Here is a 15702-nt window from a genome sequence, read left to right as displayed (position 1 = left end):
CGCAATCCCGGGTGGCGATGCTCGCTCACAGTCACTCAGCAGGGATCCTCGGCGTCGAGGGTTATGTGATCACCGTAGAGGCCGACGTCGGCGTGGGCCTGCCGTGCCTGACGATCGTCGGTCAGATCAGCGGCGCGCTCAATGAGGCGCGCGAGCGGGTTCGCGTCGCGCTCAGCCACTGCGGCCATCCGATCCCACCACGCAAGCAGATCGTCAACCTCGCGCCAGCCGAGCAGCGCAAGGACAGCCCCGGCTGCGACCTCGCAATCGCTTGCGCGCTGCTGGCAAGCCACGGCGTGATCAAGCAAGACAGCCTGGTCGACGCGATGTTTTGGGGCGAGCTCGCCCTCGACGGGACCCTGCGCCCAGCCGTGGGCACCCTGGTCGTGGCCGACACCGCCCGGCAGCAGGGCTTTCGTCGGTTGTTCGTCGCCGAGGCCAGCGCTCGCGAAGCCGCGATGATCCCCGGCCTCGAGATCGTTCCGGTCGTGGATCTGCCCAGCCTCGTCAGCCAGCTGCGCGGCGAGCAGGACATCCCGCCGTTTCATGGGGTCGCCGCCGCCAGCAGCCCGGTCGAGCGGTTCGCGGGCACCCCCGATCTGGCCGACATCCGCGGGCTCGCGCTGCCCCGCCGCGCGCTCGAGATCATGCTCGCTGGCGGTCACAACCTGCTGCTGCACGGCCCACCGGGGGTCGGCAAGACCATGCTCGCCCGGCGGATCCGCAGCTTGCTGCCGCCGCTCGACCACGAGCACGCGCTCGAGGTCACCAAGATCCACGGCGTCGCGCGACGCAAGATCCCGGAGGGGCTGATCACCAGCCCGCCGGTTCGCATGCCGCACCACACCGTCAGTCCCGCGGGGCTGCTGGGGGGCGGCAGTCCGCCGCGGCCGGGCGAGGTCAGCCTCGCGCATCGCGGCGTCCTGTTCCTCGACGAGCTGCCCGAGTTCACGCGCTCGTGCATCGAGGGCCTGCGCGAGCCGCTCGAGGATCGCGCGGTGACGATCGTGCGGGCCCGCTACGCGCTGCACTACCCCGCCGGGTTTCAGCTCATGGCCGCCATGAACCCGTGCCCGTGTGGGTTCCTGGGCCACCCCGAGCGCGTGTGCACCGACAGCCCGGCGGCCGTCCAGCGCTATCAGGGTCGCGTGTCGGGGCCGTTCATCGATCGCATGGATCTCGTCGTCCCCGTCACGCCGCTGACCACCAAAGAGCTCGCGGAGGCCAGCTTTGGCGAGTCGAGCGCGTGTGTGCGCGAGCGGATCATCTTTGCTCGCGACCGTCAGCGCGCGCGCCTGGCCAGCGTCCCCTGGGCCTACAACGCCGAGATCCCCGCCAGCGGCAAGGCGATCGAGCAGCTGCTGCCGATGTCCGGCGACGCCACCAAGTTGCTGCTCGGGCTCGCGCGGCGCCGCAACCTGAGCATGCGGGCGATCCATCGGCTGCGCCGGGTCGCGCGGACGATCATGGATCTCGACCCCGAGGCCGATCCCAACGCGCCGATCAACGTCGAAGCTGTCGCCCTCGCCGCTCGACTGCGGCGGCTGCCAGACGCGCTCAACAACGGCTGAAGACGACCACGAAAAAACGCGGGCCAACAGCGTGGCCCGCGTTGATGATAGCGCCCCGCGAGCGGGCCAGCGACCTGGCCCGAGCGGAGAACTAAGAGGCTCACATGACGCAGGTCGAGCCGAACAGCATGCCGCTGTTGATGTCGAACTCGCCACCTTGGCAGGTCCCGCCGCCGTCACAGTCAGCGTCTTCGTTGCACTGACCACAGGCGCCGACCTCGGCCAGGCCCATGATGTCGACCGTCGAGCAGACGTTCTCGCAGGCCTCGTCGCCGTTGCCCTCGAGGTCACAGAAGCTGTCCTGCGCGAGCGAACCGACGTCGATGCAGGTGTTCTGACCGTCGAAGTTCTCGACGATCACGACCGGGGCGCAGATCTGGTCGGTGCAGTCAGCGTCCGAGGCACACTCGCCACAGGTGCTGATCTTGATCAGGCCCAGCAGGTCGAGCACGGTGCCGCAGGTGAGGCCGTCTTGGCACACCTCGTCGGTCTGACAGCCACCGCCGGCCTCGCCCATGTTGCAGGTCGAGCCGTTGTTCTCGAACGGGTTGGGGATGGTGCAACCACCGTCGGGGCAGTCGGCGTCGAGGTCTACGTTGTCACACTCACCACACTGGCCGCCAAGCAGCGGAATGACGTAGCAGTTGCCGGACAGGCACTCCCCGTTGGAGGTACAGGGCGCGCCGTTGGGAGCGTCGCCCATCGGGTCGCCGTCGCCGTCTCCGGTGGTGGGGTCGCCGTCGCCGTCGCCCGTGGTGGGGTCGCCGTCACCGTCGCCCGTGGTGGGGTCGCCGTCGCCGTCGCCGGGATCGCCATCGCCATCACCGGAGGTGTCGGAGCCCATGTCGTCGGCTGGGACGTCTTTGGCGCAGCCGAGTGGCGCGAGCGCGAGCCCAAGGCAAGCAACGAGAGTGAAGATTTGGGGGGAAAGCAGCTTGTTATTCACGGCGGGATCTCCTGAAGGTTACGGAAGGCTAGGGACGTGATCCGTGCATACGTCGAGATGGGGTCCCAGGTCGAGAGATTTGCGAAGTTTGGTAGGCCCTGCCCGACTGAACCCGATTCACGGCGTTTTGCGCCGTAGTTGGCTCTTGCTGGCTGTTCTGGAGGTCAGGGTCATCGCCCAATTACACCAAATTGACGCAGGTCGATGCGTCCACGCACATTGAAGCAGACCCCCTCGGCTTCGAGCAATCGCCGCTGTCGCGCCGCTGCGCGATCGGACAAGCTGATCTCACCCCGAGCGTTGACGACGCGCTGCCACGGGACCTCGCTACCTGGCGGCAAGTGCGAGAGCACGCGCCCCACCAGCCGCGCGCGCCCAGGCAAGCCCGCGAGCAACGCGACCTGCCCGTAGCTAGCGACGCGACCAGGTGGGATCGCCGCGACCGCAGCACAGATCGCCTGCCAATTTGCGTCTGGCGCACTCGCTTGCATGGATCTGCTAGGAGACCGCGCGACGGGCCTCGAAGTCGTCGAGCGCGGCCGAGACGGTCGCCAGCGCCTGCTCGAGCTCGGCGGGCGGGAGGTTGAAGCTCACGCGCACCGCACCAGGCGCTTCGAACATCGTCCCCGGCACCACCTGCGTGCCGTAGCGATCCCGCAGGTGCCGCGCAAACTCGAGATCAGCGGTGAGATCCGGGAGTCGCACCAGGCCCGTCTGTCCCGCCGAGGGTGGCACCCAGGCGACCCGAGATTCGCCGTCGATCCAGCGGTCGATCACCGCCCGCGACGGGGCGATCGCCGTCTCAGCCATCGCCGCGAGCTCACTCGCGTGGCGCATGACCTCGGTCGCCAACGCCAGCGACGCGAGCGGTGGATCAACATGAAAATAGTGGCTCGCGCTGCGAAACGCCTGGGCCGTCTCTCGATCGCGGGCGACCACCCAACCGGCGCGCAACGCCGCGAAGCCGAACGCCTTGGTCACGGATGACCAGCTGACCCCGTTCTCGATCGCCACGCAGGCTGGCCGCCACGGGTAGGTCTCACCGCTCGCGTCAAACGCGAAGTCCAGATAGACCTCGTCGACGAGCACGACCGCGCCGACTCGCGCGGCCATCTCGCCGATCGCCATGAGCGTGGAGGTCGTGAGCGCGACGCCCGACGGGTTGTGCAGGCTCGAGAGGATCACCGCCCGGGTCTTGGGCGTCAGCAACCGCGCGAGCCGATCGGCCAGCGGCTCCCACCGCTCCTCGATCTTGCGCTCGAGCCTCGACACGTTGAGGCCGAGCATCTCGGGCACGCCGTGCAGCGGCTCGAAGGTCGGGCGCTCGACGATCACGTGGTCGCCGGGCCGGGCGAGCGTGAACAACACCTGGGTGATCGCCTGGCTGGCCCCCAGGGTCGGAACCACGCACTGGGGATCGACCCCGTAGCGCTCGCCGATCACCTCGAGGAACGCCGCGACCAGCTCGGGCCGCTGGTCCCGCCTGGTGAGCTCGGACAGGCTGAGCTCGACGCCCAGCGGCCAACCGGGGCCCGGGGTCGCCTCACCGTCGGCCGTGCGGTGGTGGAGGGAGCCCGGACCGCACGCGTCGGGGACCCCACTCGCGGTCAGATCCCAGCGCGCCTCGCCAGGCACACTCTGCGCCCAAACGAGATAATCGAGCGGTCGCAAGCGGCCCTTCACGGTCGGGCGATGCTTTCAGAACTCGCCCCCCCTCGCAAGCGGGCCAAAACCTGGCCCGCGGCCACAACGGCCTGCCCGCGCTTGGGAGACGCCAGCAATGATGGTAGACGGAGGGATGCTCAGGGATCCGGCGTGGGAGCGCCATCGGTCGAGCTTGGCGGCGCAGGCGGGGTTTGTCCGCAGCTACTCGCCCGTGACCGCCGCGCTGCTCGAGCAGGCCGTCACGTGGCTCGCCGATCCCGAAGGTCGCGGTCGGGAGCTCGGTGATCCCGGCGCCGTGCGTGAGATCTGCGAGCGCCTCGTCGCCCTCCTGACCGAGGACGACATCGAGGGCATCGACACCGGCTGGATCGACGACCTGCAGCCAGCGCTGCGGCTCAACGCGGCGCTGCACTGGTACGTGCTGGGCAATGATCCACGCGTCGTCGAGCTGCGCCCCTACTTTGCGACGGTCGCCGAGGGTCAGGGCCCCACCGCTCGCAAGCCCAACGACGACGAGTTCCCCCAGCGGCTGCTGAACGCGGTCAAGGCACTCGGCGCCGAGCTGTTCGAGCGCACGCGCAACTGGCAGGTCGTCGCCAACGAGACCTCGCGCGGGATCGCGTGGCTGCTGCCCGCGGTGTTGGTGTCCGCCGAAGCCGTGCACCTCGTCGAGCTCGGCTGCTCGGCCGGCCTCAACCTCTATGCCGAACAGCGGCGCTACGACCTGGCCTGGACCGCCAGCAAGCGGCTGCGCATCGGGCGGGCCGACGACGATGAATTCTTGACCGTGTGTGGCGGCGTGATCCCCCACCTCGAGGGCTTCACGCAGGCGGAGCTGCGCGGGCCCGAGGTGCTCAGCCGCGTCGGCGGCGACACCCGCCGCGGTCAGCTCGACGGGGCCGAGTTCGACGGTCGTCTCGAGGCCTGCATCTGGGGCAACCAGCGGCGGCGCCTCGATCTGCTGCGCCAGGGCATGGCGATCCATCGCCGGGCGATCGAGCAGGCGGTCCAGCAGAGCCTGGGTGCCAGCACCAGCGACGAGCTCCTGCTGCCCGCAAAGATCCAGCCTGTCGAGCTGCCCAGCGACGTCAGCGAGTTCCTCGCTACCGCGGTGCCGACCCACCCCAAGGTCCCCGTCATCGCCTACAACACCTGCGTCACGGCCTACTTCAGCGATGTCGACCAGCGCGCCTATGCCCGCGACATGCGGAGCTTCGCCCGGACCTGGAGCCTCCAGCACAAGCTGCCGTGGATGTGGGTCCGGTTCGAGCCCGCTCGCGCAGGCAAGGACGCGCCGCACCCGGGCTGGTGCCTGTGGGTCGTCGAGCTGTTCAGCGGCTCGAAGCACAAGAGCATCGAGCTGGGCTGGGCGCACCCGCATCTGATCCGAGCTGAGTTTGGCCCCGGCCTGGCCGAGCTCCGAGACCTGCGCGACCGACGATGAACCCGCGCTCGTCCAGTCAGGATCTGCACCCGTCCACCGGTGCCCGCTTCGTGTTCGAGCGCGAGCCCAGCGCGGCGCCCGACAGTCCTCGCTACCTCGTCACGATCTATCTGCCGGGCACCGAGCGGTGGTCGGGCCGGCTCGAGTGGGTCGACGGCCGCGCCAAGCTGGACCCGACCACCGAGCCTGCGCCGGACCGCGAGCCATGGCCATGGGCGCTGGCCGAGGCGCTCAAGCTCGCGCGCGTGCTGCATCGCGACCCCAAGCCGCACATGGTCCGCTGGCGCGGCTAGGCCAACCGTCACGAGCACACGCACACCGCCGGCTCCCCCTCGACGGGCTCCTCGCACGCGCCGCCAGTGAAGCCCGCGCCAAACGCCTGAAGCTCCCCGCACAGCCGCGCGCAGCGATCGACCGTCCGCCGCCCCCACACGCAGGTGTCGATGATCTCCTCGTCGACGCAGATCCCCGCGTAGCCCTCGGTCTCGCACGGGCTCCCCGGCCCATAGCCACACAAAAACGCCGGCCCCGTTGTGCACCCGTAGGCAAACTCGAAGCTGTCGGCCATGCACGCGAAGCTCGAGTACCCGTCGATCTCGACCCACCGCGTCCCGTTGCACGCCCACATCACCGACGCCCCCGGATCCCCCGACGGATCCGGCACACACAACAGCGACTCCGCGAGCGCCTCATCGCAGGCCGCGTCCGGTTCAGGCGCGCTGCCGCCATCGGTCGTCCCGCTCTGGTCGAGGCAGCACTCGAACGAGTCCCCAGCCTCGTCACACCACACATACCCAGCCTCGCAAGCACACGAGTGCTCCCCGAGCAGCTCACTGTGCGACCCCGGATCCCCGCACCCCTCACGCGAGCTCTCGACCCCCGCTCCCCCACACCCGATCAGCAAGGCAACCAACGAACAAGCCAGCTGCCGAGCACCAAGCATCCCCCCGAAGCATGCCACGAGGATGCGAAGACGAAAGAGCCCCCCTTAGAAGGCCAGCAAGGTGCGAAGGCGTACGCGGGCGATCCAACACACACCCATGGCGAAGACGAAAGAGCCCCCTTAGAGGGGGCCAATCATGCCTACGCACACAAATTCCCAAGCGAGGTGCGAAGGCGTATGTGGGGGTCTAAACCAGCCCCCACGGCGAAGGCACGAAAGAGCCCCCTTAGAGGGGGCCAATCATGCCTACGCACACAAATTCCCAAGCGAGGTGCGAAGGCGTATGTGAGGGTCTAAACCAGCCCCCACGGCGAAGGCACGAAAGAGCCCCCTTAGAGGGGGCCAATCATGCCTACGCACACAAATTCCCAAGCGAGGTGCGAAGGCGTATGTGGGGGTCTAAATCAAAGCGGACAGCCGGGGTCGCCAGTGTCGCAGCAGAAGCAGGCCACGTCGTCGGGCACGGAGGCGTCGCACTCGCCGTACTCGTAGGTCTGACCGCGAATGCCGACCTCTTCACAGAACAGCTGGCAGCTGTCCCAGGTCTCCTTGTTCCACAGGCAGTAGCCGATCTCGTCGTCGTTGACGCAGTACGCGGGATCCGAGTCACTGCACGCCGCGCCCGAGCCGTCGCCGCACTCGAAGATCACGGACGCGCCGTCATCCACGCAGCCATACGCGAAGTCGAAGCCATCGAAGCCGCAGCTCTCGTCCATGAACGCGTCGTTTTGCGTCCACGCGCCGTTCTCACAGATGTAGAACTCGCTGCAGCCGGGGCCCATCGCCTCGCTGTTGGTGCACCAGTAGAAGCCTTCTTCTTCGACGTTGCAGCTCTCGGGCGGGAGCTCGCCGGGGGCGCAGTCGCCATCGCCGTCGCCGTCGCCGTCGCCAGGATCGCCGTCACCGTCGCCGGTCTCGGGATCGCCATCGCCAGTCTCGGGGTCTCCGTCGCCGGAATCGCCATCGCCGGAGGTGCCGCCGATATCGGTGTCGCAGCAGTTGAGGTTCGACTCGTCGGCCGGGTCGCACCACTCGTAACCGATGCGACACTCACACTCACCGTTGCTGTCTAGCTTGTTGTTCGAGCCGCTATCGCAGGGCTCGAGGGGCTCGAGGTTGATGACGCAGCCGAAGCCGAGGCCGATCAGGCCGCCAAACAGGGCGGCGAACTTCAGGGATTGCAGGGTCCGATTCAGGCTCATGTTCAAAGTCTCCTGGGTGTGCGCGTAGAGTCGCTGCGTGGGGCGTCCACTGTACCGCGGACCGCGTGGGCGCTTCGACGAACGCCGCCCCAGATCATTCTTTAGCTCATTCTGTCTCAGCCGGGCGCTGGCGTCGACCTATTCGACGGTCCAGGTGTGACCCGCGCGAAGCAGCTTGTCGACGTCCGTCATGCCCTTTTGCTGGGCGGCTTCGACCTGGGCCACGACACCCGCGTCATAGGCGGGCGCCTGCTCGCGCAGCAGCACGCCCAGCGCGATCGGGAAGTTCGGAGGCTCGAGACCGCCGAGCAAGAACGCCATCGAGCGGTTGGTCTCGTCGTGGACGAGCACGTCGTCCTGCGTGATCCCGCCTTCACCGAGGGTCACGACCTCGAGCTCGAGGCTGTTCGGCTTGAGCCGCAGCCCTTGCTGCGGGCCGTCTTTGTCACCGAAGAGCATCGGCTTGCCGTGCTCGAGCATGAGCATGGTCGAGCCCGCGCGGGCCTTGTCCGTGACGTGGTTCCACGCGCCATCGTGGAACACGGGGCAGTTCTGCAGGACCTCGATGAAGCTGGTGCCCCGAAACTCGCGGGCCTCCACGAAGGTCGGCGCGAGGTGCTTGGCCATCGTGTCGACCGAGCGCGCGACGAACCGGGCCCCGGCCCCGAGCGCAAGGAGTGCCGGCGTGACGGGCATGTCGATCGAGCCCAGCGGCGTCGACGGCGAGCGCAGCCCGACCAGCGAGGTGGGCGAGTACTGCCCCTTGGTCAGCCCGTAGATCCGGTTGTTGAACAGGATCATCTGCACGTCGACGTTGCGCCGCAACATGTGCATGAGGTGGTTGCCGCCGATGCTCAGGCCGTCTCCGTCGCCGGTGATCACCCAGATGTCGAGCTCGGGGTTGGTCAGCTTGAGCCCGGTCGCGAACGCGGGCGCGCGGCCGTGGATGCTGTGGAACCCGTAGGTGTTCATGTAGTACGGGAACCGGCTCGAGCAGCCGATGCCGGACAAGAACACGGTCTTGGCCGGGTCAGCGCCGACGGTTGGCAGCGTGCGCTGCATCGTCGCTAGGATCGCGTAGTCACCGCAGCCCGGACACCAGCGGATGTCCTGGTCGGAGGTGAAGTCCTTGCGGGTGAGCTTCTTGGCGGGTTCGGACGGGCTCATGTCAGAGGTTCTCCAGCGCGGAATCGATCGCGTTCTCGATCTCGGCGACCTTGAACGGCTGGCCGGCGATCTTGTTGACGCCGATGGCGTCGACGAGGAACTCGGAGCGCAGCATCTTGACCAGCATGCCGTTGTTCATCTCGGGGACGATGACCCGCTTGAACCCCCGCAGCAGGGTGTCGAGCCCGCGGGCAAACGGGACGATGTGGCGCAGGTGCACCTGCGAGACGCTCTTGCCTGCTTCGCGGGCCCGGCGGACCGCCATGGTGATCGCGCCGTAGGTCGAGCCCCAGCCGACGACCAGCAGATCCCCCGTCGCCTCGCCGACCTCGATCTCCTGCTCGGGGACGGAGTTGGCGATGCCCGCGATCTTGGCCGCGCGGGTCTTGGTCATCTTGTGGTGGTTGTCGGGGTCGTACGAGATGTTGCCCGAGTCGTAGTTCTTCTCGAGCCCGCCGATGCGGTGCTCGAGGCCCGGCGTGCCTGGGATCGCCCACGGTCGCGCGAGGGTCTCGTCTTCGCGCAAGTAGGGATGGAAGCCCTCGGTCCGCTCGGTCACGAACTTCGCCTTGAACTGAGGCAGATCCGCCATCGCCGGGATCTTCCAGGGCTCGGCGCCGTTGGCCAGGTAACCGTCGGTGAGCAGCATGACCGGGGTCATGTACTTGACCGCGATCCGAGCGGCTTCGATGGCCATGTAGAAGCAGTCGCCCGGGGTCGCGGCCGCGATCACGCACAGCGGCGAGTCACCGTTGCGCCCGTACGCGGCCTGCAACAGATCCGACTGCTCGGTCTTGGTGGGCAGCCCCGTGGACGGCCCGCCGCGCTGAACGTCGACGACGATCAGCGGCAGCTCGAGCATGACCGCGAGCCCGATCGCCTCGGCCTTGAGCGCGACGCCCGGACCCGAGGTCGTGGTGACCCCCATGGCGCCGCCCCAGCTCGCTCCAACCGCGGCACACACAGCCGCGATCTCGTCTTCGGCCTGGAAGGTCGTGACCCCAAAGCTCTTGAGGTTGGCCAGCGAGTGCAGCACCGTCGACGCGGGCGTGATCGGGTACGAGCCCAGGACCAGCTTGAGCCCCGACAGCTGCGAGGCCGCGACCAGACCCCACGCCAGCGCGTCGTTGCCCGTGATGTTGCGGTACAGACCCGGCGAGAGCTTGGCCTTGGGGACCTCGTAGGGGCCGATCCCGCTGGGCAGCTCGGCGGTCTCACCATAGGCGTGACCAGCCTTGAGCGCGGCGATGTTGGCCTGCGCGATCGCGGGCTTCTTCGCGAATTTTTGCTCGAGGTACGCGACCGTGGGCTCGTACTCGCGACCGAACAGCCACAGCACCAGACCCAGCGTCCACAGGTTCTTGCTGCGCAGCGCGTCCTTGGTGCCCAGGCCGAACGACTCGACCGCGGCGATCGTCATGGCCTGGATGTCCAGGTTGATCACGCGGTAGGCCGACAGGCTGCCGTCTTCGAGCGGGCTTTGCTCGTAGCCGGCCTTCTTGAGGTTGCCCTTGGTGTACGCGCCCGTGTTGACGATCAGCATGCCGCCGGGCTTGAGATCGGCGAGGTTGGTGATCAGCGCGGCCGGGTTCATGGCGACCAGCACATCGGGTGCGTCACCGGGCGTGCGGACGTCCTGCGAGCCAAAGTGGATCTGGAACCCAGACACGCCGTAGGTGGTGCCCGCGGGCGCTCGGATCTCGGCGGGAAAATCGGGGAATGTGGCGAGATCGTTGCCCATCAACGCAGTCGTGTGCGTGAATTGGCTCCCCGTCAGCTGCATCCCGTCGCCGGAGTCGCCGGCAAAGCGGATGACGACAGACTCGAGGGTCTCGCGTGTCTGGGACTTGGTGAAGGTGTCCATGTGGTCTTGGAACGAGCCAGATCAGCTGAAAAGCTGGGCCAGAGCACAGCCAGTATGGAGGCCCAGCGGATCGATGTCACGGTCGCAGTAGTATGTTGTCTCACGGTGAACGAGATTCAGGCGGAGCGTCTGGCGTAGCTCCTGCCGTAGCCCCTACCGTAGCCGGTCGCTTGCGTTCGAGATTGGCGACGATCACCGCGGTCGTCGAGTCGCCGACCACGTTGATCGCGCTACGGCACATGTCGAGGATCCGATCCATGCCCAAGATCAGCGCGATCCCAGCTGCTACCACGGGCTCGGGGATCCCAACGGTGACCATGACCACATAGAGCAGCGGAATCACGCCGCCAGGCACACCCGCGGCGCCGATCGCCATCAACATCGCGACCAGGATCAGCGTCAGGTATGCCGAGACGTCGAGCGGGACGCCCCAAACTTGCGCGACGAAGTGCACGGCGATGACCTGGTAGATCGTCGTGCCGTCCATGTTGATGGTCGCGCCCAGCGGCAGCACAAACCCGGCGATCGGCCGGGGAACATCGAGCTCTTCCTCGGCCACCCGGATCGTGGTTGGCAAGGTCGCGGCCGAGGACGAGGTCGAGAACGCGGTGATCCAGACCTCGCGCATCGCCTTCATGAACTCGATCGGCTTCCAGTCGGCGACGAAGCGCAGCAAGGGCGAGAGCACCAGCACCAGGTGAGCGAGCAGCGCCAGCAGCACCACCCCGGTGTAGAGCGCGAGCGCGATGAGCACGTCGACCCCGAACCTGGCCACGACCATGAACACCAGCGCGGCGACGCCGACCGGCGCGAGCTTCATCAGGATGCCGATCAGCTTGATCATCGCGTCGTTGATGCCCTCGAGCACCGCGGCGACTGGAGCGCTGCGCTCCTTGGGGATCAGCGTCAGCGACACGCCAAACGCGAGCGCGAACAGGATCACCTTGAGCAGATCCCGGTTGCTGGTCATCGACAGCACGATGTTCTCGGGCACCAACCCGACCAGGATCTGCAGCGCCGAGCCCGAGAAATACGCGCGCGCCTCATCGGCGCTCGCAACCTTGGTCGCGGCCTCGTCCGAAAATTGCGCGGCGAGCAGATCACGGGTTTCGGGCGAGATCGCGGCGCCGGGCTGGAACAGCAAGTACAGCCCAGTCGCCAGACACGCCCCGACGAACGCGGTGCCCATGAAGATCAGGATCGTCCGCCCCCCGAGCCGACCGAGGTCGCGCGGGTTGCCGAGCGAGTGCATGCCCGTGGCGATCGAGGTGAACACCAGCGGCACGACCGTCAAGATGATCGCGCGGATGAACAGCTGGCCGACCGGCTCGATCCAGCGCGAGCCAAACTCGAGCAGCGTGGCCTGATCCGTGAACAGCGAGATCGCCGCGTCGGGCCCGACCATCCACTGCTTGGCGACGAGCGCGGCCAAGCTGCCGATGACCATGCCGACCAAGATCTTGGTGTGCAGCTGCCAGCCGGGTTTGCGTCCGTCCGCGGCAGGGCTGGTGTTCGGCTCGCTCACGGTCGCGACTGTTCCACTTCGGCGCAGGTGACGTCAAAGCGCGCGACCGGGTGAGCGCCAAAGCCCAGCCGGTTGTCGGTGAGCTTGGCCCAGGACACAGCCAGCGCGTACAGACGGTGCCGGCCACCCGCGAGCATCGGCGCGGCGATCGGGTGGCGGTCGAGGTAGCACTGGCGCAGCCCCGCCGCGCCCGCTGGCGTCCAGGCGTCTTCGCGGACCAAGCTGCCGCGCAGCTGGGCGCCGCGGACCTGGCCCACTTCTTGGGTCTCGAGGTACACGGCGGCGGCTGCGGCTGTCGGACCGCGACCGGCGAGCTGGCCGTGGTGGCTGTCTGGGTCGCTCACGACCACCACCAGCGGGGCCGGGTGACGGCCGATCGTGTTCGGCTCGGCGAGCGCGAAGAACAGCGGGGTCGGGTACGGCGACGCGTCCGGAGCCGTCGGATCCGCCAGCGCAAGCGTCAGCACCCAGCGCTCGCCCAGCACACGCATGAGCGCGCTCACGGGATCGACATCGGAGGGTTTTGTCACCGCGCCTGCTTATCACGTTCGCGCTCACGACCGGCAGGGGTGGCGGAAGTCCTGGCGGCATGGGGAGCAGTTGGCTTTGCTGCTAACCTCGCCCGCAATGACGAAGCTAGCCAGCATCTTTGCGCGAGCCTACGACGCCCTCGAAGCCGAGGATCTAGACGGTGTGCAAGCGGCGATGGCGTCGGCGGTGGACGCTGGCGCGGACGAGGACGACGCCCGGCTTCGCTACCTCCATTTCATGACTGGTTGGCTCGACGAGGACGCCAGCGAGACCGAGCTCGAGGAGCTGTTCGGCAGCACCGACGGCCTGCTCGAAGCCGCCGTCGCGCTTCAGGATCCAAGCGAGGCCGCCCGCATCACCCTCGACATCTCCGACATCCTGATCTCGATCGGCGACATCGACGATGCCGAGCACGCGCTGCGGGCCCTGAGCGAGCGCGAAGATCTGAGCTCCGAAGCCGACAGCGAGGCACGACTGCTGCGGGCCCAGGTCCTGCTCGACCACCAGGAGGACGCCGAGGAGGCGCTGACCGTGCTCGACGGCGTGCACCCCTCGCTGCACGAAGATCCTGGCTACGTCAGCCTGCGCGCGGCCGTGCTCGTCGATCTCGAGCGCGGGGCTGAGGGCGTCGAGCTGCTCGAGCGATCGCTCGAGCGCGAGGACGACACCGAGCTGCGCTACCAGCTCGGCTCGATCTTGCGTGAGGCCGACGACCTCGACGGCGCGCTCGAGCACCTGCTCGAGGTTCGCAAGCGCGACCTCGCCACCCACGACGTCGATCTCGACGATCCCGTGCCCGCCGACGAGGCCGAAGATCTGCGTCGCCACCTCGAGGACGTGCTCGACACCCTCCCGGATCCAGTGATCAACCGCGTGGCCGCGGCCGCGATCCGGGTCGAGCGCTGGGTCGGCGAAGCCGGGGTCCGCGAAGGCTGCGATCCTCGCACCGCGCTCGCGTTCGAGGGCCGGCCCGCGACCGAAGACGACGACGGCCAGGTCGACGCGCTGGTGCTGTTCCGCGACGCGATCATCGCCTTGATCGAGGACGACGACGCGATCATCGACGTCATCGCCCTGAGCCTGGTCGAGGAGTTCGATCGCTTCTTCGACCTCGAGCTGATCCCAGGCATGTGAGGGCGTGACGCAGATGCTCGACCCCACGGACCTGACCAAGCTCGTCTACGACTGGAACGAACTCGATCGCCGCGGCCCGATCTTGCGCCGACCGCCGCGCTTCGTCGATGAGACGATCCGCGACGGCCTGCAGTCGCCCTCGGTCCGCGATCCCAGCATCGAACAAAAGACCGAGCTGGTCCGACTCATGGACCGACTCGGCCTCCACGTCGTCAACCTCGGCCTCCCCGGGGCCGGCCGCCGCGCCCAGCAGGACGTCGAGTCGCTGCTGCGCACGATCGTCGACGAGAACCTGAAGATCCTGCCCAACTGCGCCGCGCGAACGGTCGAGGCCGACATTCGCCCGATCATCGACATCTCGCAGCGCGTCGGCGTCCCGATCGAGGTCACCGCCTTCATCGGCTCGAGCCCGATCCGTGCGTTCGCCGAGAGCTGGGATCTCGATCGTCTGGTCCGCCACACCCGCGAGTCGATCGAGCTGATCGTCCGCAACGGCCTGCCCGCCTCGTTCGTCACCGAAGACACCACCCGCGCCCACCCCAACACGCTCGAGCGATTGTTTCGCACCGCGATCGAAGCCGGCGCCACCCGCCTGGTCCTGTGCGACACCTGCGGCCACGCCACCCCCGACGGCCTGCGCAACCTGCTCTCGTTCACCAAGAGCCTGCTGCGCGGCATGGACATGGAAGATCAGGTGATGCTCGACTGGCACGGGCACAACGATCGCGGCCTGGCCCTGACCCTGGCCATCTCCGCCCTCGAGTGGGGCGTCGATCGAGTCCACGGCTGCGCCCTCGGCATCGGCGAGCGGGTCGGCAACACCTCCATGGATCACCTCCTGCTCAACCTCTACCTGCTCGGCTTGATCGACGCCGAAGCGCACGATCTCTCGTGCCTGGTCGAGTACGTGGAAAAAGTCAGCAGCTTCACGAGCGTCCCGATCCACCCCAGCTACCCCCTCGTCGGCCGCGACGCGTTCCGAACCGCCACAGGCGTCCACGCAGCCGCGATCATCAAGGCCGAGGCCAAGGGCGAGCTCGACCTCGCCGACCGGGTCTACTCCTCCGTCCCCGCCCGCGTGTTCGGCCGCCGCCAACAGATCGAGATCGGCCACTACAGCGGCCGCTCCAACGTCATCTACTGGCTCCGCGAGCACGGCTTCGACACCACCGACGAGCTCGTCGACCGCCTGTTCGACTACGCCAAGTCCCAGGGCCAGACCCTGAGCGACGACGAGATCCGCCGAGTCATCGCTTCAGGAACCTGAGCCCCCGGAGCGCCACCCCGCTCCGTCAACGGCCGACCCGCCCAAACACTCGCCCAACGCGGAGCGCCACCCCGCCCCGTCAACGGCCGATCGCCCCGAGCGCCAACCCGCTCCGTCGACCCGATCGCACGTCATCAAACGGCGCCCCCCAAGCGATCGCACGTCGCCAAGCGGCGCTCCCCAAGCGATCGCACGTCGCCAAGCGGCGCTCCCCAAGCGATCGCATGACGGCAAGCGGCGCCACCCCCCGCAACCGTAGAGCGCACAACAGGCCGGACGGGGTCCCAGCCCGAACGTTCTGGCGCGGCGGCTAGACGAGCGAAGCAACCGCCGCACCGAAGTCATCCCCGATCCCCAAGGAATCGGCCCTCGATCTTCAGCCAATCTTCGGGCTGGACGGGGTTCCAGCCCGTGCGCGCTGCCCCGCCGGCCCCACACACGAT

Annotated in this window: 14 protein-coding genes; 5 read left to right on the top strand and 9 right to left on the bottom strand. The window is 67.9% G+C overall.

The window, feature by feature from the left end; genetic code table 11:
* The first annotated feature begins 17 nt into the window (after positions 1-17).
* Positions 18-1571, top strand: a complete 1554-nt coding sequence (locus tag ENSA7_RS08645; RefSeq protein WP_146157480.1) for a YifB family Mg chelatase-like AAA ATPase — start codon at positions 18-20, stop codon at positions 1569-1571.
* Positions 1572-1671: 100 nt separating this feature from the next.
* Here the strand turns inward: ENSA7_RS08645 and ENSA7_RS43395 are convergent, their stop codons facing one another.
* From ENSA7_RS43395 to ENSA7_RS08625, 3 genes are all read right to left on the bottom strand, one after another.
* Positions 1672-2517 carry a hypothetical protein gene (locus ENSA7_RS43395; RefSeq protein ID WP_181233483.1) on the bottom strand — a complete coding sequence of 282 codons (846 nt, stop codon included), beginning with the start codon at positions 2515-2517 and terminating at the stop codon, positions 1672-1674.
* 170 nt (positions 2518-2687) lie between these two features.
* Positions 2688-3008, bottom strand: coding sequence for an MGMT family protein (locus ENSA7_RS08630; RefSeq protein WP_106088741.1), 321 nt, complete (start codon positions 3006-3008; stop codon positions 2688-2690).
* A gap of 7 nt (positions 3009-3015) precedes the next feature.
* Positions 3016-4200: an aminotransferase class I/II-fold pyridoxal phosphate-dependent enzyme gene (locus tag ENSA7_RS08625; RefSeq protein WP_106088740.1), complete on the bottom strand. Its 1185-nt coding sequence runs from the start codon at positions 4198-4200 to the stop codon at positions 3016-3018.
* Positions 4201-4315: 115 nt separating this feature from the next.
* On the opposite strand from ENSA7_RS08625, the gene ENSA7_RS08620 reads away from it, so the two are divergent.
* Both ENSA7_RS08620 and ENSA7_RS08615 read left to right on the top strand, forming a co-directional pair.
* A complete protein-coding gene (locus tag ENSA7_RS08620) occupies positions 4316-5626 on the top strand; it encodes a DUF2332 family protein (protein WP_181233481.1) in 1311 nt (436 codons plus the stop codon).
* Entirely contained in the window at positions 5623-5919 is a 297-nt protein-coding gene (locus tag ENSA7_RS08615; protein ID WP_106088738.1) for a hypothetical protein, read from the top strand. The genes ENSA7_RS08620 and ENSA7_RS08615 overlap by 4 nt, the downstream gene beginning before the upstream one ends.
* An 8-nt stretch (positions 5920-5927) precedes the next feature.
* Here the strand turns inward: ENSA7_RS08615 and ENSA7_RS08610 are convergent, their stop codons facing one another.
* The 6 genes from ENSA7_RS08610 to ENSA7_RS42135 form a co-directional block, all read right to left on the bottom strand.
* Entirely contained in the window at positions 5928-6569 is a 642-nt protein-coding gene (locus tag ENSA7_RS08610; protein WP_146157477.1) for a hypothetical protein, read from the bottom strand.
* A 404-nt stretch (positions 6570-6973) separates the two neighbouring features.
* On the bottom strand, positions 6974-7771 hold the full coding sequence (locus tag ENSA7_RS43390; RefSeq protein ID WP_181233479.1) for a hypothetical protein: 798 nt from the start codon (positions 7769-7771) through the stop codon (positions 6974-6976).
* Positions 7772-7909: 138 nt separating this feature from the next.
* Complete coding sequence (locus ENSA7_RS08600) at positions 7910-8938, bottom strand: 2-oxoacid:ferredoxin oxidoreductase subunit beta (RefSeq protein WP_106088736.1); 1029 nt, start codon at positions 8936-8938, stop codon at positions 7910-7912.
* Position 8939: 1 nt separating this feature from the next.
* The gene (locus tag ENSA7_RS08595; RefSeq protein ID WP_106088735.1) at positions 8940-10802 is read right to left on the bottom strand and encodes a 2-oxoacid:acceptor oxidoreductase subunit alpha; all 1863 of its coding nucleotides are present in this window, start codon (positions 10800-10802) and stop codon (positions 8940-8942) included.
* A 100-nt stretch (positions 10803-10902) separates the two neighbouring features.
* Entirely contained in the window at positions 10903-12327 is a 1425-nt protein-coding gene (locus ENSA7_RS08590; protein WP_106088734.1) for a dicarboxylate/amino acid:cation symporter, read from the bottom strand.
* Positions 12324-12857: a PNPOx family protein gene (locus tag ENSA7_RS42135; RefSeq protein WP_146157476.1), complete on the bottom strand. Its 534-nt coding sequence runs from the start codon at positions 12855-12857 to the stop codon at positions 12324-12326. The genes ENSA7_RS08590 and ENSA7_RS42135 overlap by 4 nt, the downstream gene beginning before the upstream one ends.
* A 97-nt stretch (positions 12858-12954) precedes the next feature.
* On the opposite strand from ENSA7_RS42135, the gene ENSA7_RS08580 reads away from it, so the two are divergent.
* Together ENSA7_RS08580 and ENSA7_RS08575 are read left to right on the top strand one after the other, a co-directional pair.
* Complete coding sequence (locus ENSA7_RS08580) at positions 12955-13992, top strand: hypothetical protein (protein ID WP_106088733.1); 1038 nt, start codon at positions 12955-12957, stop codon at positions 13990-13992.
* 13 nt (positions 13993-14005) lie between these two features.
* Complete coding sequence (locus ENSA7_RS08575) at positions 14006-15259, top strand: LeuA family protein (RefSeq protein ID WP_106088885.1); 1254 nt, start codon at positions 14006-14008, stop codon at positions 15257-15259.
* The last annotated feature ends 443 nt before the right edge of the window (positions 15260-15702 follow it).

This window comes from Enhygromyxa salina (assembly GCF_002994635.1).
GTDB classification, from domain to species: Bacteria; Myxococcota_A; Polyangia; order Nannocystales; family Nannocystaceae; genus Plesiocystis; species Plesiocystis salina_B.
Note: the sequence above shows the minus strand (reverse complement) of the source record. Positions and strands in the feature narration are given on the sequence as shown.